23 protein-coding genes are annotated in these 22,152 nt (G+C 66.4%); 13 read left to right on the top strand and 10 right to left on the bottom strand.

Features of this window, described 5'->3' with window-relative positions:
- Nucleotides 1-68: 68 nt before the first annotated feature.
- Nucleotides 69-797: a pyrimidine 5'-nucleotidase gene (locus PCJ49_RS20020; RefSeq protein WP_269912488.1), complete on the bottom strand. Its 729-nt coding sequence runs from the start codon at nucleotides 795-797 to the stop codon at nucleotides 69-71.
- Nucleotides 798-925: 128 nt separating this feature from the next.
- On the opposite strand from PCJ49_RS20020, the gene PCJ49_RS20015 reads away from it, so the two are divergent.
- From PCJ49_RS20015 to PCJ49_RS19995, 5 genes are all read left to right on the top strand, one after another.
- Entirely contained in the window at nucleotides 926-2,626 is a 1,701-nt protein-coding gene (locus PCJ49_RS20015) for a diguanylate cyclase (protein WP_269912487.1), read from the top strand.
- A gap of 111 nt (nucleotides 2,627-2,737) precedes the next feature.
- Nucleotides 2,738-4,021, top strand: coding sequence for a DUF2336 domain-containing protein (locus PCJ49_RS20010; RefSeq protein WP_269912486.1), 1,284 nt, complete (start codon nucleotides 2,738-2,740; stop codon nucleotides 4,019-4,021).
- A 7-nt stretch (nucleotides 4,022-4,028) separates the two neighbouring features.
- Complete coding sequence (locus PCJ49_RS20005; protein WP_269912485.1) at nucleotides 4,029-5,318, top strand: CCA tRNA nucleotidyltransferase; 1,290 nt, start codon at nucleotides 4,029-4,031, stop codon at nucleotides 5,316-5,318.
- 158 nt (nucleotides 5,319-5,476) lie between these two features.
- Nucleotides 5,477-7,453, top strand: a complete 1,977-nt coding sequence (locus PCJ49_RS20000; protein ID WP_269912484.1) for a methyl-accepting chemotaxis protein — start codon at nucleotides 5,477-5,479, stop codon at nucleotides 7,451-7,453.
- A 13-nt stretch (nucleotides 7,454-7,466) separates the two neighbouring features.
- Nucleotides 7,467-8,012, top strand: a complete 546-nt coding sequence (locus PCJ49_RS19995; protein WP_269912483.1) for a DUF924 family protein — start codon at nucleotides 7,467-7,469, stop codon at nucleotides 8,010-8,012.
- Here the strand turns inward: PCJ49_RS19995 and PCJ49_RS19990 are convergent.
- Genes PCJ49_RS19990 through pyrF form a run of 3 tightly spaced genes read right to left on the bottom strand, consistent with a single transcriptional unit; the run spans nucleotide 8,009 to nucleotide 9,958 of the window.
- On the bottom strand, nucleotides 8,009-8,569 hold the full coding sequence (locus PCJ49_RS19990; RefSeq protein ID WP_269912482.1) for a GNAT family N-acetyltransferase: 561 nt from the start codon (nucleotides 8,567-8,569) through the stop codon (nucleotides 8,009-8,011). The genes PCJ49_RS19995 and PCJ49_RS19990 overlap by 4 nt on opposite strands.
- Nucleotides 8,566-9,225 (bottom strand): phosphoribosylanthranilate isomerase, encoded by a 660-nt coding sequence (locus PCJ49_RS19985; RefSeq protein WP_269912574.1) that lies wholly within the window; start codon nucleotides 9,223-9,225, stop codon nucleotides 8,566-8,568. Before PCJ49_RS19985 ends, PCJ49_RS19990 begins: the two co-directional genes overlap by 4 nt.
- Nucleotides 9,226-9,241: 16 nt before the next feature.
- Nucleotides 9,242-9,958: an orotidine-5'-phosphate decarboxylase gene (gene pyrF / locus PCJ49_RS19980; protein WP_269912481.1), complete on the bottom strand. Its 717-nt coding sequence runs from the start codon at nucleotides 9,956-9,958 to the stop codon at nucleotides 9,242-9,244.
- A 366-nt stretch (nucleotides 9,959-10,324) separates the two neighbouring features.
- On the opposite strand from pyrF, the gene PCJ49_RS19975 reads away from it, so the two are divergent.
- Nucleotides 10,325-10,912: a DUF2889 domain-containing protein gene (locus PCJ49_RS19975; protein WP_269912480.1), complete on the top strand. Its 588-nt coding sequence runs from the start codon at nucleotides 10,325-10,327 to the stop codon at nucleotides 10,910-10,912.
- A gap of 34 nt (nucleotides 10,913-10,946) precedes the next feature.
- Here the strand turns inward: PCJ49_RS19975 and PCJ49_RS19970 are convergent, their stop codons facing one another.
- Nucleotides 10,947-11,309 (bottom strand): ribbon-helix-helix domain-containing protein, encoded by a 363-nt coding sequence (locus tag PCJ49_RS19970; protein WP_269912479.1) that lies wholly within the window; start codon nucleotides 11,307-11,309, stop codon nucleotides 10,947-10,949.
- Between the two features lie 197 nt (nucleotides 11,310-11,506).
- Nucleotides 11,507-11,929 (bottom strand): metallopeptidase family protein, encoded by a 423-nt coding sequence (locus PCJ49_RS19965; RefSeq protein ID WP_089288673.1) that lies wholly within the window; start codon nucleotides 11,927-11,929, stop codon nucleotides 11,507-11,509.
- A 101-nt stretch (nucleotides 11,930-12,030) separates the two neighbouring features.
- On the opposite strand from PCJ49_RS19965, the gene PCJ49_RS19960 reads away from it, so the two are divergent.
- Entirely contained in the window at nucleotides 12,031-12,339 is a 309-nt protein-coding gene (locus PCJ49_RS19960; protein WP_089288626.1) for a 4a-hydroxytetrahydrobiopterin dehydratase, read from the top strand.
- Between the two features lie 35 nt (nucleotides 12,340-12,374).
- Here the strand turns inward: PCJ49_RS19960 and PCJ49_RS19955 are convergent, their stop codons facing one another.
- A complete protein-coding gene (locus PCJ49_RS19955; protein WP_269912478.1) occupies nucleotides 12,375-13,034 on the bottom strand; it encodes a TetR/AcrR family transcriptional regulator in 660 nt (219 codons plus the stop codon).
- A 255-nt stretch (nucleotides 13,035-13,289) separates the two neighbouring features.
- Here PCJ49_RS19955 and PCJ49_RS19950 point away from each other — a divergent pair, with 255 nt between their 5' ends.
- Both PCJ49_RS19950 and gshB read left to right on the top strand, forming a co-directional pair.
- Nucleotides 13,290-14,132 (top strand): transglutaminase-like domain-containing protein, encoded by an 843-nt coding sequence (locus PCJ49_RS19950; RefSeq protein ID WP_269912573.1) that lies wholly within the window; start codon nucleotides 13,290-13,292, stop codon nucleotides 14,130-14,132.
- 102 nt (nucleotides 14,133-14,234) lie between these two features.
- Nucleotides 14,235-15,188, top strand: coding sequence for a glutathione synthase (gene gshB, locus PCJ49_RS19945; RefSeq protein ID WP_089288623.1), 954 nt, complete (start codon nucleotides 14,235-14,237; stop codon nucleotides 15,186-15,188).
- A gap of 156 nt (nucleotides 15,189-15,344) precedes the next feature.
- Here gshB and PCJ49_RS19940 read toward each other — a convergent pair whose 3' ends face one another.
- The 3 genes from PCJ49_RS19940 to PCJ49_RS19930 all read right to left on the bottom strand — a co-directional run bounded on the left by PCJ49_RS19940 (nucleotide 15,345) and on the right by PCJ49_RS19930 (nucleotide 18,664).
- The gene (locus PCJ49_RS19940; protein ID WP_269912477.1) at nucleotides 15,345-16,568 is read right to left on the bottom strand and encodes a hypothetical protein; all 1,224 of its coding nucleotides are present in this window, start codon (nucleotides 16,566-16,568) and stop codon (nucleotides 15,345-15,347) included.
- Between the two features lie 120 nt (nucleotides 16,569-16,688).
- Nucleotides 16,689-17,867 (bottom strand): GTP cyclohydrolase II, encoded by a 1,179-nt coding sequence (ribA, locus tag PCJ49_RS19935; protein WP_269912476.1) that lies wholly within the window; start codon nucleotides 17,865-17,867, stop codon nucleotides 16,689-16,691.
- Nucleotides 17,867-18,664 (bottom strand): CDP-alcohol phosphatidyltransferase family protein, encoded by a 798-nt coding sequence (locus PCJ49_RS19930; RefSeq protein WP_269912475.1) that lies wholly within the window; start codon nucleotides 18,662-18,664, stop codon nucleotides 17,867-17,869. Before PCJ49_RS19930 ends, ribA begins: the two co-directional genes overlap by 1 nt.
- A gap of 119 nt (nucleotides 18,665-18,783) precedes the next feature.
- Here PCJ49_RS19930 and PCJ49_RS19925 point away from each other — a divergent pair, with 119 nt between their 5' ends.
- From PCJ49_RS19925 to PCJ49_RS19910, 4 genes are read left to right on the top strand one after another with little or no spacing between them, the layout of a single operon-like run.
- Nucleotides 18,784-19,803, top strand: a complete 1,020-nt coding sequence (locus PCJ49_RS19925) for a zinc-binding alcohol dehydrogenase (RefSeq protein WP_269912474.1) — start codon at nucleotides 18,784-18,786, stop codon at nucleotides 19,801-19,803.
- Nucleotides 19,791-20,204: a 6-carboxytetrahydropterin synthase gene (locus tag PCJ49_RS19920; protein ID WP_269912473.1), complete on the top strand. Its 414-nt coding sequence runs from the start codon at nucleotides 19,791-19,793 to the stop codon at nucleotides 20,202-20,204. The genes PCJ49_RS19925 and PCJ49_RS19920 overlap by 13 nt, the downstream gene beginning before the upstream one ends.
- Complete coding sequence (locus PCJ49_RS19915) at nucleotides 20,201-21,289, top strand: glycosyltransferase family 4 protein (protein ID WP_269912472.1); 1,089 nt, start codon at nucleotides 20,201-20,203, stop codon at nucleotides 21,287-21,289. Before PCJ49_RS19920 ends, PCJ49_RS19915 begins: the two co-directional genes overlap by 4 nt.
- On the top strand, nucleotides 21,286-22,152 hold the full coding sequence (locus tag PCJ49_RS19910; protein WP_269912471.1) for a class I SAM-dependent methyltransferase: 867 nt from the start codon (nucleotides 21,286-21,288) through the stop codon (nucleotides 22,150-22,152). The genes PCJ49_RS19915 and PCJ49_RS19910 overlap by 4 nt, the downstream gene beginning before the upstream one ends.

The following is a 22,152-nucleotide window of genomic DNA, read 5'->3' as shown; positions in this document are numbered from 1 at the left end:
TCGATCGCGCATCTTCATTACAGTGTCCCCCGGATCGCCGGGGACAATGGGCGGGTGCCCCCGCCCTGTCAACGTGCCGGCGCGGATGACAGGTCCGTGGCCAGCGCCACCAGCCATGTCTCCAGATCATCGATAATGTGATGCACATGCTCACCCGGATGGTCGGTCGGGGCGGCAACCTCCCCGATCTTGTTTTCCGGGTGGGAGAAGGCGCTGTCGGCGCGCAGCCACACCGTGGTCATGCCCATGGCGGCGGGCGGCACCAGATTGCGGTGCAGATCTTCCACAAAGGCGGCGCGGCGGGAATCGATGCCGAAGCGGGCCACCATCTCCGCATAGGGCTGCGGGTCCGGCTTGGGCCGGTAATCGGCGGCGACAATATCGAAAATGCCGGTGAAATGCTGGGCGACGCCCAACCGTTCCATGACATTTTCCGCGTGGCGGACAGAGCCGTTGGTATAGATCAGCTTGCGCCCCGGCAGGGCACCGATGGCATCGGCCAGCGCCGGCGACGGCGTCAGCGCGGTGACATCGATATCATGCACATAATGCAGAAAGCGCTGCGGATCGGTGCCATGGTCCAGCATCATCCCGCGCAGCGAGGTGCCGAAGCGGCGATAATAATCTTTCTGCAACTGCTTGGCGGCCACCGCATCCAGCCCCAGTTCGGTGGCGATGAAATCGGTGATGCGCACATCAACCTGGGCGAACAGGTTGCAGGCGGCGGGGTAGAGCGTATTGTCCAGATCGAAGATCCATTCCTGGACATGCGCGAAGGGGGCGGCAGGGGCGGTCATGGCGTCATCTTTCATCATGGCGGGGAAGATGCGGCTTCGTCACCCTATCCGCAAGCCCGGTGGACCGCAGGCCGGGACTGCGTTACCTCTTTGGAGCCATTACCATTGCTGGTGGAGTTTTGCCCGCTGTGTCGCTTGAACCCGGTTCCGATCTTCCCGCCGCCCCGCACGATCCCGCCAATGGTTCTGGTGAAAGCCAGGTGGGGCCGGTCCAGGTCGTGCTGGATGGCTGGCCGGGCCCAGCCTTGTGCCTGGGGCCGGATGGACGCATTTTGGCGGCCAATGCGGCGGCGGAAATGCTGGCCCAGCGGCATGATGGCTGGTCGGCCGATCTGACACGCTGGGCCAGCACCGGCGGCCCAGCCGCCGAGGCCACGCGGTCGGTACCGGTGGAAACCGGGCACGGTCCGGGCGTGGTGGAATTCACCGCCGCCTTGCTGCCCGGCGGCAAGGTGTTGTGCCTGGGCCGTGATGCCACACTGGAACGACGGCTGCGCCATGCGCTGACGGAATCACGCCAGCGCTATAAGGATCTGGTCGATATCTCGTCCGATTTCGCCTGGGAGGTGGGGCCGGACGGGCGCTTCGTCTTCGTCTCCGCCGCCGGCGCCATCGGCTATAGTGCCGAACAGTTGATCGGCCGCCATCCGTCGGAATTTGTGCTGTCGGACTTTGCCGACCAGCCGCTGCCCTTTGAAACCGATGTGCCGATCGAGCGGACCGAAGTATGGATGCGCGGGCGGGAGGGGGATGCCTTCTGCCTGATCTCCTCTGCCGTGCCCCTGCGCGGGGCGGAGGGGTATTGGATCGGCGCCCGTGGCGCCTGCCGCGACATTACGGAGGCCCGCGTCAAAGGCATGGAACTGGCGCAGGTGCGCCTGCGTGAGAAATATCTGGGCTATATCGTCTCCTCCACCCGCGACGATGTGGACCCCAGCAAGACGCTGGAAATTGCTGTCGGCGTGGCCACCAACGCCACCGGGGCCGCGGGCGCCCGGCTATATGCCCGTACCGGTGATGTCTTCCTGCCGGCGGCGGGGCCGCCCGCTACCCTGGTGGAGCCGGCGACGGATCAGGTGGCGGCCCTGCTGGAACAGGCGGCCCTGCAGCCAACGCCGCTGGTTGGCGGCGATGACCAGATCAGCCTGCTGGCCTGCCGCACCCTGTTCCGGCACGAGGTGAATGGCGCCGTCATGGTCTGGCAGGCCGACGGCCGGCCCTGGAGCGAGGAAGATGTCTCCATGGTCCAGGCCATCGCCGATCAGGTCGGCGTCGCCGTGGCCCAGGCCCGCTATCAGGAACGGCTGAAAACCCTGTCGGAACGCGACGGGCTGACGGGGCTTTATAACCGCCGCACCTTCATGGAACTGCTGGAACAAAGGCTGGAAAAGCAGACGGGCGGCAGTTCCGCCCTGCTTTATTTCGACCTGGATAACTTCAAGGCGGTCAATGACAAGCTGGGCCATGGGGCCGGCGATGATGTGCTGCGCGCCGTGGGCGACCTGCTGCGCCGGCTGGCCCGGGTCGCCGATCTGGCCGGCCGGCTGGGCGGGGATGAATTTGTGCTGTGGGTTGACCGGGTGGATGAGGCCCAGGCCATGGCCGTGGCCGACCGGCTGCTGCGGGAAGCGGCGGAATTCCTGCGCCCGCTTTCCGCCTCGGAAGACAAGCCGCTGGGCGTTTCCATTGGCGTTGCCCCCTATCGCGGCGGTACGGTGGAGACGGCGCAATCCTTGATTGATCGCGGGGATCAGGGCATGTATGCGGCCAAGCGCATGGGCAAGGGCCATCGGGCCCTGGCCCCGGCAGCCCCCGCAGCGGAGATGTGAGGCCGGGGCGGGTCGACAAAAGGTATCGGCCTGCGATACCTACGTAAATATGCAGACACCGTTGCTTTCAGTGGGTCGGCCGGCTGGGACCGGCCTGGGATGGTCGGGTAAATGAACAAGAAGACGGAAGGTCTTGATTACGATACCGCCAAGCGTCTGGCTGCCAGCCAGGATGCCGGCGATCGCCGCCTGCTGGCCAGCCGGGCCGATACCCAGCCGGAAATCCTGTTCTTCCTGGCCAATGACACCAGTGCGGAGGTGCGGCGGGAAATCGCCCGCAACAACGCCACCCCGCGTCAGGCCGACCTACTGCTCTCCCATGATCCCGATGAACAGGTGCGCAGCGGGCTGGCCGCCAAGATCGCCGCCTTGGTGCCCTCGCTGCCCGCCGACCGGGTGGGCCAGATTGAGCGGATGACCCTGGATATTGTGGAGACGCTGGCCCGCGATCAGGCCACCGCCGTGCGCCGCGTGGTGGCCGACGCGTTGAAGGATCAAGCGGGCGCCCCGGCCCATATCATCCAGCAACTGGCGCGCGATCTGGAATTGTCGGTCAGCGGGCCGGTGCTGCGCCATTCGCCCATCCTGACCGATGATGACCTGCTGGATATCATTGCCGGCCAGCCGATGGACGGCAAGCTGGTCGCCATTGCCGAGCGGGCCGGCCTGTCGGGCAATGTCTCCGCCGCCGTGGCGCGGACGGAGAGTGAGGCGGCCGTCGCCGCCTTGCTGTCCAACCAGTCAGCCCAGATCCGGGAAGAGACGCTGGACCGCATCATCGACATGGCCCCCCGGTTTGAACCATGGCACGCGCCGCTGGTCCGCCGGCCCAGCCTGCCGCCCAAGGCGGCCGCCCGCATTGTCGGCTTTGTCAGCCAGCAACTGGTGCGCGTGCTGGAAAGCCGCACCGACCTGCCGGACACGGTGGTCAAGGCGGTGCGCGGGGCCGTGGCCGATCTGGCCCGCACCAACGCCCGGCCCGGTGCCGGGGGCGGGGCGGAACCGCTGGGGCTGGTGGATGAACTGACGGCGGAGACGCCCAAGGAACGGCCGATGGACCGGGCCCGCAAGCTGCACGCCGCCGGCAAGCTGGACGAAGACGCCATGGCCGACGCGCTGACGCGCGGCGACCGGGGTTTTGTGCTGGCCGGCCTGTCGCTCCGGGCCAATGTACCGCTGGAGGCGGTGGACAAGATCATTGGCGGGCAAAGTGCCCGGGCCGTCACCGCGCTTTGCTGGCGGGCCAAGCTGTCCATGCGGTTCTGCCGGCAAATCCAATTGCGGATTGCCAATATCCCGCCCGCTTCCGTGCTGAATGCGCGGGGCGGCGACACCTATCCCATGTCCGACAGTGAGATGAGCTGGCAGCTTGAGTTTTTCGGGCTGAAAGGGTGAGCCCGGCATGAGCGAGGGGCAGCCCCATGCCGGCCCTGCCGGCCGCGATCTGGCGGGGGCCATCCATGCCACCGCCGGCGAGGGGGCGCGCATCATCCTGGAAGTGCTGATGCGGTCGGGGGAAGAGGCGCGGCTGATCGGCGGCTGTGTGCGCGATGCCATTCTGGGCCTGCAGCCGGGTGATATTGACATTGCCACCCCGCTGCTGCCGGAAGAAGTGATGCGCCGCCTGAAGCAGGAAGGCATCCGCACCATCCCCACCGGCATCGACCATGGCACCATCACTGCCGTGGTCGGCCGCGCCAGCTATGAAATCACCACCCTGCGCCGGGATGTCGAAACTGACGGCCGCCATGCCAAGGTGATGTTCTGCCAGGACTGGCTGGAGGATGCGCAGCGGCGCGACTTCACCATCAATGCCCTGTCGCTGACGCCCGAAGGCGAACTGTTCGACCCGTTTGGCGGGCTGGCCGACCTGCGGGCCGGGCGGGTGCGCTTCATCGGCAACGCGCGGGAGCGCATTGGTGAGGATGTGCTGCGCATCCTGCGCTTCTTCCGCTTTTATGGCCGGTTCGGCAAGGGACCGCCGGACCGCGACAGCTTTACCGCCTGTGCCACACTGGCCCCGCTGCTGCCCGGCCTGTCGGGGGAGCGGATCGCCAAGGAGGTGCTGGCCATCCTGCGGCTGGACCGGGCGGTGGAGATCTGGCGGCTGATGCTGGAAGCGGGTGTCGTGGCCCAGACCCTGCCCACCGCCACCCGCCTGAAACGGCTGGAGGCACTGGACCGGCTGGAATGGGTGCTGGGGGAGGCCGGGGCCATGGCGCATCTGGCCGCCTTGCTGCCCCCCGGCCCCGTGGGGGCGGCCGACACGGCCGAGCGGCTGCGCCTGTCCAACAACCAGCGCAACCAGTTGCTGGCACTCTGTGCACCGACGGTGGATGTGCATCCCGATCTGACGGTGACCAGCCGGCGGCACGCCTTGCAAAAGCTGGGACCAGAGCTGTACCGCGATCTGCTGCTGCTGGCCGCCGCCGACCGGGGCACGGCCGCGCAGGAGCTGCTGGAACCATTGGCCGAGGCGGCCACCTGGGTGATCATCCCCTTCCCGCTGAAAGGGCGCGACCTGCTGGAACAGGGAGTGGCACCCGGTCCCGATCTGGGCATCCTGCTGGCCGGGCTGGAAGGCTGGTGGGCGGCGCGGGATTACCGGCCCAACCGTGAGGAATGTCTGTCAGAACTGGCCCGCCGCCTCGCCCTGCGCAGCAATGCGGAAGAAAATGGCAATGGTGATTAAATAGGCAGTAGATTTCTTTATGGAAATTTTTATTCACCACTGAATTTCGTAACAACCGATTTCAATCATCGCTTCCTGATCTTCTGCGCAAATGGCAATAATTAATCGTTTCGTATACCGAACGCACCTATAGCGGCGCGACGGGCAGGCAAGGAACGATGATGCGGCTGACGATCAAAATAATATTGATGGCGGTTCTGGTGGCCTTGGGTGGCCTGCTGCTGGCCAATGGGCTGGTCGGCTGGCGGGCCCTGAACGCCGCGCGCGGCGATACGGAAGCCTTGTATGAAGGCCAGGTGGTGCCACAGCGGGAACTGAAGATCATCGCCGATGCCTATGCCGTGTTCGTGGTGGATGCCTCTCACAAGGTGCGCAATGGCAACTTCACCTGGGCCGAAGGGCTGGCCAGCGTCACCCAGGCCAAGGGTGATATTGCCCGCAACTGGGAACTGTTCCGGGCGCGGCCGCACACGGATGCGGGCGAACGCGCCCTGATCGATCAGGCGGCCGCCCGGTTCCGCCCTGCCGATGCCGGTGTTGCGGAACTGCTGGGCATTCTGCAGGCCAAGGATGCCGCAGCCTTGGATGATTTCGTCAAGAACCGCCTGTACCAGACCATCGACCCCGTCTCTGAAAGCATCACCCGCCTGATTGATCTGGGGGTGCAGAATGCCGGCAAGCTGTATGTGCAGACGGAAAAATCGGCCGACAATGCCATCCTGATCGCCAAGCTGCTGATCGGGCTGGGGATCGCCGGCATCGCCGCCGGCCTGTGGGCAGTGCTGAACCGCGTCGTCCGGCCGCTGGAGGCGCTGACCGGCACGCTGGCCCTGCTGGCGCAGGAGGATTACCGGGTGGCCGTGCCAGGGCTGGCCAAGCAGGATGAGGTCGGCGACATGGCCCGCGCCATCGAGGTGCTGAAGGCCCATGGTGCGGAAGCCCAGCGCCTGCGCGCCGATCAGGAACGCCAGCGGGAAGAGGCGGAATTGCTGAAGCGCCGGGCCCTGGAATCCATGGCGCAGAAGGTGGAAAGCGAAACCCGCACTGCCGTGGATCAGGTGGCCGCCCGCGCCGGCGAAATGGATGTCCATGCCGGCGCCATGGCCGTTTCCGCCGAACGGGTGGCCAAGAACAGCCATAATGTCGCCGCCGCCGCCCAGCAGGCCCTGCACAATGCCGAAACCGTCGCATCGGCCGCCGAGGAACTGTCCGCCAGTATCCGGGAGATCAGCGGACAGGTGGCCCATGCCAGTGCCGTCAGCCGCAATGCCGTAACCAAGGGCCAGGAAACGCAGCAGACCATCCTGTCCCTGTCCGATGCGGTGGCCCGCATCGGCGACGTGGTCCATCTTATCAGCGATATTGCCAGCCAGACCAACCTGCTGGCCCTGAACGCCACCATTGAGGCGGCACGCGCCGGGGATGCCGGCAAAGGCTTTGCCGTGGTGGCATCAGAGGTGAAGAATCTGGCCACCCAGACCAGCCGCTCGACGGAGGAAATCACCCGCCAGATCACGGAGATCAATGGCGTGACCAGCCAGGCCGTGGCCGCCGTACAGGAGATCGGCCGCACGATCGAAGAGATGGACAATATCTCCGGCACCATTGCCGCCGCCATCGAGGAACAGGGGGCAGCCACGCAGGAGATCAGCCGCAATGTGCTGCAGGCGGCCGACGCCGCCCGTGAAGTCTCCAGCCGGATCACCGAAGTATCCGCCGAGGCCGGCAGCACCGGCGACCGCGCCGGCACGGTGCGCGGCACGGTGACGGAGGTGACGCAAAGCGTGACGGACCTGCGTTCCACCCTGGTCCGCGTCGTCCGCACCTCCATGTCGGAGGTGGATCGCCGCGTGGCTGAACGGGTGGCGGTGGATATGCCGACCCAGCTGGAAATCGGCGGCCGCCGGCTGGACAGCCGCCTGCGCAACCTGTCCAGCGGCGGCGCGCTGACCGCCCCGGTGGAGGGCGTGACGCGGGGCGCCCAGGGCCGCCTGCATCTGCCGGATCTGGGGGCCATCGGCTTCAGCGTGCTGGATATTTCCGCAGAGGGTATCCATCTGCTGTTTGGTGACGAGGCGGCGGCCCGTGCCACACTGGCCCCCTGGCTGGCCCGGCAGGCGCCCGCCGCTGCCTGAGGGAGGATGGCCCATGGATGTGATTGGACAGGTGCTGGATTTCTGGTTCCGCCAGGCCGGACCATCGAAATGGTTCGGCGGCGGGCCGGATTTCGACATGCTGGTGGCGGAACGGCTGGGCCCCCTGCATGAACAGGCCGTGGCGGGGGAACTGGCGGATTGGGCGGCAACGGCGGAAGGCGGGCTGGCGCTCTGCATCCTGCTGGATCAGGTGCCGCGCAATATCTTTCGCGGCACCCCGCGCGCCTTTGCCAGCGATGCCCAGGCCCTGACCATTGCCCGCGATCTGGTGGCGCGGGGGCTGGATATGGAATTGCCCGATGATGATCGCGCCTTCCTCTATCTGCCTTTCGAACATTCCGAGGCGATGGAGGATCAGCGCCAGTCCGTGCGCCTGTTCGCCAGCCGCACCCTGAGCCCGACCTACCTGGATTATGCCTGCAAACATCTGGTGGTGATCGCCGAATTCGGCCGCTTCCCCCACCGCAACGCCATCCTGGGCCGGGCCAGCACGCCGGCGGAACTGGACTATCTGGCCCGGCCAGGGGCGGGGTTTTAAGCCCCCTGCCCACCCGGCCAGCCAGGGCGCAGGCGGGCCATGGCGATGGCGTCCACATAGGCGCCATCCCGGAAGGCATGGGCCCGATAAAGCCCCTCTTCCACAAAGCCGAAACGGCGATAGAGCCGCAACGCCGGCTCGTTATCAGCAAACACGGTCAGTTCCACCCGGCCGATATCCAGCCAACGGTCAGCCGCATCCAGCAGCGCATCCAGCAGGGCCGTCCCGATGCCCTTACCCTGATAATCATCATGCACGCTCATGCCCAGGATGGCGCAGTGGCGTCGCCTTCCCGTCTGCCGCAGCAGATCGGCAGAACCGACCAGCACGCCATCCAGCAGCGCCACCAGGGCCAGATCGTCAGGGTTCTGCCGTTCCAGCCAGGACCGCACGGCATCCGGGTTGGGAAAGGGCGGGCGCAGGGTGCCATGGCGCAGCAAGGGCAGGCCGGTCATGGCCGCCATCGCATCGGCATCGCTGACCCGCCGTGCCCGCAGCCACAGGCCCGGCGGGCCGTGACGAGCGGGGCGGCATCCGGGTGGCGGGGCGGCGGTCATGCCCCCTGCCCCGCCGCTGCCACGGCTTCCAGGAACTCCCGGATGCGGGCCACGCTTTTCACGCCCGGCCGTTCTTCCACGCCGGATGACACATCCACCGCGTCGGCCCCGGTGATGGCGATGGCTTCCGCCACATTGGCCGGGTCCAGCCCGCCGGACAGCATCCAGGGCTTGTCCCAGCGCCGGCCGGCCAGCAGGCGCCAGTCAAACGACAGGCCATTGCCGCCGGGCAGCATGTTGGCCACATTCTTCGGTGGCTTGGCATCAAACAGCAGCCGGTCCACCACCGGCAGATAGGCCGATGCCGCTTCCAGATCGGCTTCGTCGGCCACCTTCAGCGCCTTCATCACCGGCAGGCCATAACGGGCGCGGATATCGGCAACGCGGGCCGGATTCTCCTCCCCATGCAACTGGATCATGTCCAGCGGCACACGGGCGATGGTTTCATCCAACAGCGCATCGGCGGGATCAACGAACAGGCCCACGGTGCGGGTGCCGGTGCCCACCATGCGCGCCAGGTCGGCCGCAATGGCCAGTTCGACATGGCGCGGTGAGCGGGGGAAGAAGACCAGCCCGATATAGCGCGCCCCGCCATCCAGGGCGGCACGCAGCGCATCCGGGTGGTTGATGCCGCAAATCTTCGCCTGAATTTTCATCGGACCGGTCATCGGATCAGGCCCCCAGCTCTTCGGCGATACGGCGGGCGGCGGCGCGCGGGTCGGCATCGGCGGTGATGGGGCGGCCGATCACCAGCCGGTCGGCACCGGCGGCCACGGCCTGGGCCGGACCCATCACCCGCTTCTGGTCGCCCACGGCGGCCCAACTGGGGCGGATGCCCGGCACCATCAGGGTGAAATCCGCCGGCAGATCGGCGCGCAAGGCCGCCACCTCTGCCGGGGAGCAGACGACACCATCCACCCCACTGGCCTGGGACAAGGCGGCCAGCCGGCGCACCTGATCCTGGGCCGGGCCCTGCTGGCCGATGGCGGCCAGATCATCCTCACCCAGGCTGGTCAGCACGGTGACCGCCAGGATTTTCATGCGCGGCACCCCCAGCTTCGCCGCCTCATCCGCGGCAGCATCGGCGGCGGCGCGCAGCATGGACGGGCCGCCGCTGGCATGGACGGTCAGGAACAAGGGCGCCAGCGGCGCGACAGAGCGCACGGCACCGGCCACCGTGTTGGGAATGTCATGCAGCTTCAGGTCCAGGAACAGCGGCAGGCCCGCATCGGCCACCACCGTGCGGATGCCATCCGGCCCCTGGGCCATGAAGAATTCCAGCCCCAGCTTCACACCGCCCACCAGACCGGTCAGGTCGGCCGCCATGGCCCGCGCCCCGGCAATGTCCGGCATGTCCAGGGCAACAAAGATACGGTCGGTGGGGCGCATGGTTCTTTCCTGAAAAGGCTGCGATTAAGATCAACAAAGTGCAGCCTTCATGTAGCGCGAAACGGCGCGGCGGCGAACCGCCGATGTTCAACGGCGGCCACCCGCCCGCCGCAGGGCTGGCGACGGGAATATTCCCAATACGTAAAGGGTAGCTTGACCCGACATGCCGGGGGCCCCAAACTTATCCCAAGAGCCATGGATCATGGCTCTTGGGATTTACGTGTTCCCTCAATTGCCGGGCGGCGGCATCCGCCGCCTTGGCTCACGCCGCACGTGCGGCGGGCCGGCAGTCGCCGGCCTCCAAGGGGCATGTCCCATGCCCCTTGGTATTGCCGTTCCCCCCGACCGAATCGATGATTGCTTGCCATGCCACTGCCGCCCCCCGCCGACCGCACCTTGCTGCACACAAGGAAGATCACCTGCCAGGGCTACCGCCGGGCCGATGGCTTATGGGATGTGGAAGGGCATCTGACGGATGAACGAACCTATGCCCATCGGGGTCTGACGGGGGCAGAAAAGCAACCGGGCGAATTCATCCATGATCTGTCAATCCGGCTGACATTGGACGACAGCCTGACCGTGCGGGCGGTGGCCGTGGCGGCCGATGCCACGCCCTTCCCCCTCTGCCCCGCCATCGCCCCCGCCTATCAAAAACTGGTCGGGCTGGCGATCGTCAGCGGCTGGACGGCGGCGGTGAAGGAACGGCTGGGCGGGGTGCAAGGCTGCACCCATCTGGTGGAACTGCTGGGGCCGGTGGCCACCACCGCCTTTCAGACCATCGCCCCCCTGCGGCAACAGGCTGAACAACAACAGCGCGAGGCCATGCTGGCCCAGGGGCAGGAACCACCGCCGCGCCGGCCGCCACCCTTGCTGAACAGCTGCCACAGTTTCGCGGCCGACGGGCCGCTGGTGCAGACCCTGTGGCCGGAATTTGCCAAGCCGCTGACCCCTTGACCCTTATATCTATCCGATATTCAACTTTTGGTATTCAGACCACCTCTTCCTCGCTGCGCAAGGGGGCCAGGGCCGCCGTGATGATGTCCGGATCGCCCTGGCCGTGGCCGGCCCCGCGATGCCCATCCTCCGTGGAGGACATGCGGTAATAATTGACCAGAAAGACCCGGATCGCCGCCGTCAGGGAGGCACCGCCCGGTTTGCGTTCGACAATCTGGGTGCAGATATCGTGCAGGGTCTTTTGTTCGCGCCTGGCGACATCATTCAGCGCATCCCACATCTCCGGTTCCATCCGCAGGCTGGTGCGTTTGTTCAGCACCACGACATTGCGGATGACCAGCGTGCTGGCGGCATCGTCGGACTCTTCCCTGGAAAAACGTTTGGAACGGGGGGGCAAGGCGATCCTCCCTGGCTGGAATGGGGCGAATGCCGGCGCCGGACCAGCGCCGCGCGACTGCATAAACCATTATGCCAAGGCATATGACCTGTTCAATTAAATTAACATGTAGGTAAGAAGAAAAATATCAGCCTCCCGCAACCCAACCGGTTGCAGGGCAGCCAGGGCGGTGAAAGGAGCGCGAAAATCAGCCGGCCTTAACCATGCTGGTCGGGATCGGCGGCAGCTTCCAGCGCTTCCATATCCGCGTCGGAGAAGCCGAAATGGTGCCCGATCTCATGGATCAGCACATGGCGGACCAGATGGGTCAGATCCTCCCCCGTCTCGCACCAGTAATCCAGAATCGGCCGGCGATAGAGGAAGATCAGGTCCGGTTCCAGCCGGGGCTGGGTGACGCTTTGCCAGGGCATCCCCACGCCGCGATACAGGCCCAGCAGATCGAACGGGCTTTCCAGCTCCATCTCCTGCGCCGTCTCCTCATCGGGGAAATCCTCCACCCGGATCAGCACATTGCGCACATGCTGGCGCAATTCGGCGGGGATGCCGGCGGCGGCCTTCTCGGCAATGGCCTCCAGTTCGGCCAGCGTGGGGGCGGTGGTGAAACGGCGCAGCGACGACATGGGCGGGGTCATTTGTTGTATTTGCAACGATCAGGCTTGACGCGGCGGGGGCCAACGGCACACCTATCCCCCAAACATAGGCGATGCAGAGGGTGAAAAGAATGGCACAGCAGCAACGGCCGGCCCGGCTGGCAGACCCGGCAGTGACGGAGGCCCTGACGGGCTTGCCCGGCTGGACCCCGGTGGAGGGACGGCGGGCCATTGCCAAGGAATACCGGTTCCAGGATTTCAACCAGGCCTTCGGCTTCATGACGCGCGTGGCAATGCTGGCGGAAAAGCTGGACCACCATCCGGAATGGTTCAATGTTTACAACAAGGTGGCGGTGACGCTGGCCACCCATGACGCCGATGGCGTGACCGAACTGGACCTGACCATGGCCCGTTTCATGGAACAGGTGGCCGGGAAATGAGGGGGCGGGCGGCACCCGCCCGCCCACCCACCTTTTCACCCCATATCCCAATAGCCGCGGATCAGATTCTTGAACTCTGCCAGCAACCGCTGCTTCAGGGCGATGTCCGCTGCTTCGTCACCGCGCGACAGGCCGGCCAGGGCTTGCAGGAACTGCCAGGTCAGATGGTGGCCCATCTCAAACTTGACCGGGTCTTTCTGCTGATAGCTGCCATACAGCTCCACCGACAATGCTTCCCAGCGGCGATAGAATTCGGCCTTGGCCGGCCCCATCACGCCGGCCAGTTCCGCATCGGTGCGGGCAGCGGCCTCCAACTCCTTCCAGGCGGTCCAGAGCGGGTGGTGACCCGCCTGCCAAAGGGCATCCAGCCCCTGGTCCAACCCCTCCCCGCCCTCATGCGGGCGGGCCGAGGCAAGGGCGTGGAAATATTCCATGAATTGCTGGGTGATATGGTCCACCGTGGCCCGCAGCACCGCCGGCGTGGTGGGAAAATAATATTGTACCGCGCCGCGCGTCACCCCGGCCAGCTTGGCAATTTCAGAAGTGGTGGTGCGATGATAGCCCAGATCAAGAAAACAGCGGATCGCCGCATCAATGATCTTGTGATGAGTGGCAATACTTTTGGGCGTCTGGCGCACGCGCGATGCCACCCCCTGGATGGAGCCCTTGCCCACATCGGCGTTAATCTCTTTCATTGCCTTCCTGCTGACTGATGCCGGTCGCCACCGCCGGTTCCTGTCTTCTGTATAAGGATATCGTATCCCATCTTCAATTGGCCGATATCGGCCCGTTACGATGAACCGCCTTGTTGACGAAGCGGGAGCGGGGCGGTCGGTTCTGTCTCGACACCCCGCCCCTGCCTGCGCTATGGGGAACCTGTCGGCCGTTCCGGCCCCGGACTTACCCGCCCGTCAGGGCAGCCCGGTGAGGGAGTGCAAGCGCCCGTGACCATGCGCCAAGAGGCACTGGACCTGCTGCGTCGCATCGGCGGCGCTGAGGATAATGCCATCGACCTTGCCGGGGCAGCCCTGTCGCTGGCCCTGCTGGACCATCCGGTTCCCGACCTTGCCCCCTATCGCGCCCATCTGGCCCAGATGTGCGCCGATCTGGCCGCCATCGTCGATGCCGGTGAAGCCGACGATCTGGCCGGCCGCATCGCGGCCATCCGCCGCGTGCTGGTGGATCTGCATGGCTATGCCGGGGACAGCGAAACCTATGAGGATTTGCAGAACGCCAACCTGATCCGGGTGATTGACCGCAAGCGCGGCCTGCCCGTGGCGCTGGGCATCCTGATGATCCATCTGGCCCGATCCCAGGGCTGGGAAATCTGCGGCCTGTCCTTCCCCGGCCATTTCCTGATTCGGATGGATCTGGACGGCCAGCGCCTGATCCTGGACCCGTTCGAAGGCGGCAGCATCTGCGAGCCGCACACGCTGCGGGAACTGCTGAAACAGACGGCCGGGCTGGAAGCGGAACTTTCGCCGGAACATTACGCCCCCGTATCGAACCGGGAGGTTTTGTTACGGCTGCAAAATAACCTCAAGCTGCGCCATCTTTCCACCGACCAGCCGGCCAAGGCGCTGGAGGTGGTGGAGGTGATGCTGCTGTTCGCGCCCGATCATATCGGGCTGTGGCGGGAATCCGGCCTGCTGAATGCCCATGCCGGCAAGCTGACCGCCGCCATCGCCGCCTTTGAACATTTCATGGAACTGGCGCGTCAGCGCGGTGCCTCCCAGGCGCTGATGCAGCAGACCGCCACCTTGTTGCAGCAATTGCGCAGCCGCCTGAACTGACGGGGGAAGTGACCAGGCGCACAGGGCAATCCGCCGGTGCGCCGTTACCATCCCGCCCCTGATCGACCCTGATTTTCCCGCCTGCCCGCCGGAGTGACAGCGATGACCCTGAAGGTCGCCATCCAGATGGACCCGATCCAGTCCATCAATATCGATACTGACAGCACCTTCATGATGGCGCTGGAAGCGCAGCGGCGCGGCCATGCCCTGTGGCATTACCATCCGCGTGATCTGGCGCTGCGCGGCAACAAGCTGTTTGCCCGCGTGGCGCCCGTGCAGGTGCGCCGGCAGAAGGGAGACCATTTCACCCTGGGCGCCTCGGAAATCATCGAGCTGTCGACCATGGATCTGGTGCTGATGCGCCAGGACCCGCCGTTTGACATGGCCTACATCACCGCCACCCATCTGCTGGAACATATCCACCCCAAGACGCTGGTGGTGAATGACCCGGCCGCCGTGCGCAATGCGCCGGAAAAGCTGTTCGTCACCCATTTCCCGGACCTGATGCCCCCCACCGTCATCACCTCTTCCAAGGAAGAGGTTCTGGCCGCGCGGGCGGAATGGAAGGACATCATCGTCAAGCCACTGTTCGGCAATGGCGGGGCCGGCGTGTTCCACCTGAAGCCGGAAGATGAGAATCTGGGCGCCCTGCTGGAGACCTTCACCCAGCTCTACCGCGAACCGGTGATCGTGCAGAAATATCTGCCGGAAATCCGCCAGGGCGATAAGCGCATCATCCTGATCGATGGCAAGCCGGCCGGTGCCGTCTCCCGCATCCCGCAGGAAGGCGAGGCACGGGCCAATTTCCATGCCGGCGGCAGCGCCGGCAAGACGGAACTGACCAAGCGCGAGCAGGAGATTTGCGAGGCCATCGGCCCGACGCTGCGCGCGCAGGGGCTGATCTTTGTCGGTATCGACGTGATCGGCGATTATCTGACGGAGATCAACGTCACCAGCCCCACCGGCATTCAGGAAATCAACCGCCTGAACGGATCGGCCCTGGAATCCGTGCTGTGGGACGCCATGGAAGCCCGATTCGCCGCCACGCGCAGCTAACGAAGGCTTATACCAGCGGCACGAAATCATGACCAAAGGTCACGCTTTCGTGCCCCTCAATCGCCGGCGCCAGCCTCCGCTGGCTTAGCTACGCCGCATGAGCGGCGCGGCGGCGGTCGCCGCCGTACCAACGGTCATGAATGATGACCGTTGGTCTTACTCATTCCCCGCCTTGCGCGCCGCCGGGCTGCCATTGCTGTTGGCGGCGGCGCTGGCAGCGCTGGCGGCATGGGCTTGTTGCTGCTGGTACTTGGTAATGCCCATCAACATCAGCTCCGCCAGACGTTCCTTCGACGGCGGGGCCGAAGCGGCGGCGGCCTGATCGGCCGGCGCCGCGGCTTCGGCCGGCGGGGTGGCCTGGGCGGGCACCGGGGTTGCGGCGGTGGGTGCCGGCGCCGGGCTACGGGCTGCAGCCGGTGCCTGTGTGGTCAAAACGGCGCGCGCACCGGGCATCCCGCCGTGCTGCTGCACCAGCTGGGCCGCGGTGGAGGGGATCAGCGGCTTCAGACCCATGCTGCCGGTCTGCACGGCATTGGCGCGGTAATCGGCCAGGGTCATGCCCTGGGCGGGGCCATTCTTGCGGTGGCCAGCGCTGCCGCTGCTGACGGCGGCCGGCTGCTGATCCTGCTGCGCCAGGGCGGCCACGGCATTGCTGCCCACGCCCGCCCCCGGTGTCGGCAGGCTGGCCACAGCGGCGGACGCCCCCAGACCGGAAGCGGCCGTGGCGGCAGCGGAAGCGCCCGGCAGGCTCTGCAGATCCTTCAATTGCTGGGCATTGCCGATGCCCCCCAAAGCCTGGGCCGGCACCTGGGCGGGCTTGCTGGCGGCGGGGGTGGGGGTGCCGGGAGTGCCCTGGCTGGCGGCCATCAGCCGTTCCAGCGCGGCGGCCTGCCCATCCGTCAGTTCCTGCACCGGCAGAGCGGCCGCCTTTTGCGGCTGTTCGGCCACCGCTTCCGCCTTTTGCGGGCGCGGGTGGGTGATGGTGACCGTCACCGGATCGTCGGTGACGATGACGCTGCCTTCATCCTGCGGCTTGTCGCCAAGGCCCACCATACTGGCCACATTATCCAGCGTGTCCTTGCCCGTCTCCTTCTCCACCACCGCATCAGCGGCGGCGACGGCCAGCCCGATCGGGCCGAAAAACAGGGCACTGCCGGCCAGTTTGGCCGGGGTCTTGATGGTGTCGCCGGTCACGGCCTGATAGATCTTGTTGACGATGGGGATATGCTGCAGCGGGTTCACCACATCCAGCACATCCCAGAACGACATGCCCTCTTCCTTGCTGTCCGCCTTTTGCGGGGTGGGGGTGCCGGCAGATTCCGCACGCATCGCCTGCTGCGTGGCGCGGATATGATCCATATGGATGCTGCTCGGCGGCATGGGCGTTCCCCCTGGTTTCACCCGCAATCATGCAGGGATCATGCCAAGGGGTGCCGTAATGGAATCAATGGTTTGGCGGGGAAGCTTCTGCTGCCCGGCGGTTTTTGCCGGGCAGCTTCATCAGAACAGATGGCCGGATTTTTCCGCCTTGGTCTTCAGATAGGCCTCGTTATGGCCATTGCTGGGGAAGATGTGCGGCACCCGCTCCGTCACTTCCACGCCCCAGCGGGTCAGCTGGGCGATCTTGTCCGGGTTGTTGGTCATCAGCCGCACCTGGGGGAAGCCCAGCTGTTTCAACATGCTGGCGGCGGGCAGATAGACCCGTTCATCGGCATCGAAGCCCAGGACCGTATTGGCATCCACCGTATCCAGCCCGCCATCCTGCAGGCGATAGGCGCGCAGCTTGTTCATCAGGCCGATGCCGCGCCCTTCCTGGGCCAGATAGAGTACAATGCCGCTGCCGGCCTGCGAGACCTCCCGGATGGCGCCGCGCAATTGCGGGCCGCAATCGCAGCGCAGGGAGCCCAGCAGATCGCCGGTGAAACATTCCGAATGCAGCCGCGCCAGCACCGGCTGGCCCGGCGTCGGATCGCCGATGATGATGGCCAGATGTTCCGGCCCGCCATCGCTGGGCCGGAAGGCGACCAGCCGCGTGCGTTCGGCATCTTCCAGCGGCACGGCGGCATCGGCCACGCGCGCCAACGACCGGGCGGACCGGCGCTGATAATCCAGAATATCCGCCGCCTCGGCCGACAACAGGTCATGCCGGCGGGCAAAGGCCCCGGCGTCGCCCCCGCGGGCGGTCGGCAGGGGGGCCACCACCGTGGCCGGCAGCAGACGGGCCAGCTTGGCCAGCATGATGGCCGCCGCCTCTGCCCCATCGCCGCTGTCCAGGCTGCGCACGGCGGCGCGCTGGGCCAGATCGGCCGGGGCGGGCCAGCGCGGACGCGGGCGGGTGGGGTCGGCCAGATCGCGGGCCAGATCGGCCGTCAGCCCGGCGGGCGGGGCCAGCAGCACCGGCCGGTCAACCGCCACATCCAACCCCAGCGCCCGGCCACGCTGACCACTGACCAGCAGGGCCGGCGCGCCGCCGGCCATCGCCGCCAGCCGGTTCAGCGCATCGGTGCTCACCGCCTCCGCCGCCATCACCAGCAGGCCGGGGGCAGCGCCACCGCCCAGCACCAGCACCGGTTCCCCCCGCCGCAGATCGGACAGGGCACGATCCACCCGCCGCTGCGCAATGCGATCAGGCGACTGGGTGATGTCTTCGGGGGCGAGTTCCAGAACCATGCGATCCATTATTCAAATCCATCGGCGCGGCGGCCGTGGTGTATCAACCAAACCGTATCGGCCGCGAAGGAGAAAAGCAAAAGGGCAAAGGCTGCACCGGTGGCAACGCTGGTCAGCGGCGTTTCGATCCATGGCGTGGCGGCGGCCGCCAGGGTCACCACCTGCACCACACAGATGACCCGCCGCCGCTGGCTGGGCGGCAGGGGGACCGCCAGCCGGGGCCACAGCTTGCCCGCCAGGATGAAGCCCGGCCGCAGCAACCCCAGACCCAGCACCCAGGCCCCCACCTCCCCCGACAGGGCCAGCAGCAGACAGAGCAGCAGGATCAGCAGCGCATCCAGTTCCATGTCGAACCGCGCGCCATAGGGGCTGGCCAGCCCCCGCCGGCGCGCCACCCAACCATCCACCCCATCCAGCAGCAGGGCGGTGATGGCAATCACCGCCACACCCCAGGACTGGTCCCTGTCCAGCACCGGGGCCAGCGGCAGCGCCCCGCCGACCAGGGCGATCAAGCCACCACGCAACAGGGTGATGCGGTTGGCCGCCCCCCAGCGTTGATGGATGGTGTGCTGGCGCAGGTCCAGCCAGGAGAGGCCGGCCACCGGCAGGAAACACAGGGCGGCGCTGGCGGCATACCAGCCGGGCAGGCCCAGCCAGCGGGCCAGCACCGCCCCGGCCAGCGCCACCAGCGGCCAGGCCAGCAGCAGATGCAAGGTCAGTTGCAGCCGCAGCCCCGGCAACCGGGCGGCACAATCAGGCGAAAGGTCGGCAGGGCCGTGCAACAGGCCGGGGCTGGTCAAGGTCATGCAGGAAAAGTTGGCGGTTTGGGCGATTTGACAAGGGGTTTCCCATCGGAACATCGCCGATCCATGTTATGGCTTCACCACCCGGCCCCTTTCACGAAGCAGGGAGTATATAACCAACCATGCCCATTACCGCCCAAGCCTTCTGGGTGCTGTCGCCCGGCCGTGGCGCCATCTGCCGCCAGGAACTGCCGCCCCGCAGCCCCGATCAGCTGCTGGTGCGCACGCTGTACAGCGGCATCAGCCGGGGGACTGAAAGCCTGGTTTTCCGCGGCGGCGTGCCCTTGGACCTGGCCGACAGCATGGCCTGCCCGATGCAGGAAGGCGGCTTTCCCGGTCCGGTAAAATATGGCTATGCCCTGGTAGGGCAGGTGGAGGCAGGGCCAGAGGCGCTGATCGGCCGGCGGGTCTTCGCGCTTCATCCCCATCAGGATCTCTGCCTGATCGATGAAGCCACCTGCCGGCTGATCCCTGATGGCGTGCCGGCACGCCGCGCCGTGCTGGCCGCCAATATGGAAACGGCGCTGAACATCCTGTGGGATGGCGGGGCCGGCCCCGGCCAGCGCATTGCCATTGTCGGGGCCGGGCTGGTCGGCTGTCTGGTAGCGCGGCTGGCGGCAAGGCTGCCAGGGGTGGAACTGACCTTGGTGGATATCGACCCCACCCGCGCCGATCTGGCGCGGCATCTGGGGGCCGGATTCGTCCTGGCCGGTGAATGCGGCGCGCTGGCCCGAAGCTGCGATCTGGTGATCCATTGCAGCGCCAGCGGCGAGGGGCTTTCCACCGCCATCGCCCTGGCCGGAACGGAGGCCACGCTGGTGGAAGCCTCCTGGTATGGTGACCGGCCGGTGACCATCGCGCTGGGCGGGCATTTTCACCCTTCCAGATTGCGTATTATTTCCTCACAGGTCGGTATGGTTGCCAACAACCAGCGTCCGCGCTGGAATTTCGCGCGAAGACTGGACAAGGCGCTGCAACTGCTTGACGATCCGGCGCTGGACAGGCTTCTGGAAACGGAAATCCCCTTTGCCGACCTGCCGGCGGCCATGGCGGCATTGGCCGATGGTCGGGGGATGCCACCCGGTTGCCCGGTCGTATGTTATCCACCCGTGGATTTACAGGAAGCCGCATGTATTCCCTGACCGTCCGCGATCACATCATGATCGCCCACAGTTTCAAGGGGGCTATTTTCGGCCCAGCGCAGCAGTTGCATGGCGCCACCTTTGTCGTTGACGCCGAATTCCGCCGCCCCGCCCTGTCAGCCGACGGGCTGGTAGTGGATATCGGACAGGCCGCCGACCTGTTGAAGCAGGTGTTGGCCCCGCTGAATTACCGCAATCTGGATGACGTGCCGGAACTGGCGGGCCGCAACACCACCACGGAATTCCTGGCCGGGGAAATCCATCGCCGTCTGTCGGACGGCATCCGGGCAGGTGCCTTGGGGGCGGATGGGCAACAGGTGGCCAGCCTGAAGATCAGTTTGCATGAATCACATACGGCCTGGGCCGCCTTTGAGGCACCGGTCGCGGGAGATGTCGCATGAACCGGCGTATTGCTGTTCCCGTCCATATTATCTCCCCCGGTGCCATCAACCAGTTGACCGGCGGCTATGGCTTCCTGCGCCGCATCCGCGACGGGCTGATCGCGCGCGGGGAGGAGGTGCAGGTGCATGAACTGCCCGGGCCGCACCCGTTCGTGGATGAACGGTCGCGCAGCAATGCCGACCAGATCATGAGCATGATCCCCGACGGATCGGTGGTGCTGGTGGATGGGCTGGCCCTGCCCGTGGCCGCCCATGCCCTGTGGGTGGACCGCTATCGCCTGCGCATGACCGCCCTGGTGCATCACCCGCTGCATCTGGAAGCCGGGCTGGATGTGGAGGAATCGGCCCTGCTGCGCCGGCTGGAACGCGACACGCTGGCCTATGTCCGCCGTGTCATCGTGCCCAGCCAGGCCACGGCAGCCGATGTCATGGCCCTGGATGTGCCGGAAAAGCGCATCACCATCGCCAATCCGGGCACCGACCCCGCCAGCCCCAGCACCGGCAGCGGCGGGGAAACCCCTGTTCTGCTCTGCGTGGCCAGCCTGACCCCGCGCAAGGGCCATCTGGTGCTGGTGGAGGCTTTGTCCCGCCTGCGCCATCTGCCCTGGCGGCTGGTGCTGGTGGGGGCGGAGCGGCATCCCGGCCATGAGGCGACTCTGCGGGAAGCCATGGCCGAACGCGGCATTGCCGAGCGGGTGGAGTTGGCAGGCGAACTGGCCGCCGAAGCGCTGGAGGCACAGTGGCGCGGGGCCGATATTTTCGTGCTGCCCACCTTCCATGAAGGCTATGGCATGGTGGCGGCCGAGGCGCTGGCCCGGGGCCTGCCAACCGTGGTCAGCCAGGTGGGCGCGCTGGCGGAATTCGTACCGCCGACAGCGGGCGGACTGGTGCCGCCGGGTGATGCCGGGGCGCTGGCCCGCGCGCTGGAACCGCTGATCGCCGACGGCAACGCGCGGGGGCGGGCGGCCGAGGCAGCAAAGGCTGCCGGTGCCGGCTTGCCAAACTGGGACGATACAGTCAGCATCATCCGGTCTGCCCTGGCCCAGAGCCTGGCCAGCAACCCGGAGATCGAGCGGATTGCATGAGCAATGAATTTGATGCCGACTGGCTGCGCCTGCGCGACCCCCTGGATGAGGTGGCGCGTGTCGCCGCCTTCGCCTGGGGGTTCGGCCGCGTACTGCCGGCCGAACCGATGTTGATCGATCTGGGGTCCGGCACCGGCAATAATGTTCGCCAGCTGGCCCTGAAGCTGGGCCGGGCGCAGCAGGATTGGACCCTGATTGAAAAGGACCGCAAGCTGCTGGCCAAGGCGCCGGGGGAGATGCAGCATTGGGCGGAGCGCAATGGCTGGACCCTTAAGGAACAGCGCCGCGCCTATCATATCAGCTGCGAGGATATGGGCATCCGGGTGGAGATGCGGAGCTGCGACATTGCCCGCAACCTGACCGATCTGGGGCTGAACCAGTATGATGGCATCACCGCCAACGCCCTGTTCGATCTGGTCTCCGCCCCCTGGGTGGAAAGCTTTGCCGATGAACTGGCGGTGGCGGGCTATCCGCCGCTGCTGTTCACACTGATGGTAGATGGGCGCGTCGCGTTTTCCACGCCCGACCCGGATGATGATTTCGTGCTGGAGCGGTTTCACGCCCATATGGGCAAGGACAAGGGGTTCGGCCCCGCCCTGGGGCCCGCCGCCCCCGCCGCTTTGGCCAAGGCGCTGAGCCGTGTCGGCTATAAGGTGGAACAGGGAAAATCGGACTGGGCCATCGGGGAAAAGCGGCTGGCCGCCCATCTGGCCCTGCTGGATTTCCACGCCAAGGCCGCCACGGAGATGGAACCCGCCGCCGCCGGTCGCATCGGGGAATGGCAGCAGCGCCGGCAGGCGATGGCCCGCGATGGCATATCGGGGCTGAGCGTAGGGCATATGGATATTTTCGCGCGGCGCTGA

This window comes from Niveispirillum sp. BGYR6 (genome assembly GCF_027568365.1).
GTDB lineage: Bacteria > Pseudomonadota > Alphaproteobacteria > Azospirillales > Azospirillaceae > Niveispirillum.
This window is presented reverse-complemented; position numbering and strand designations above follow the sequence as displayed.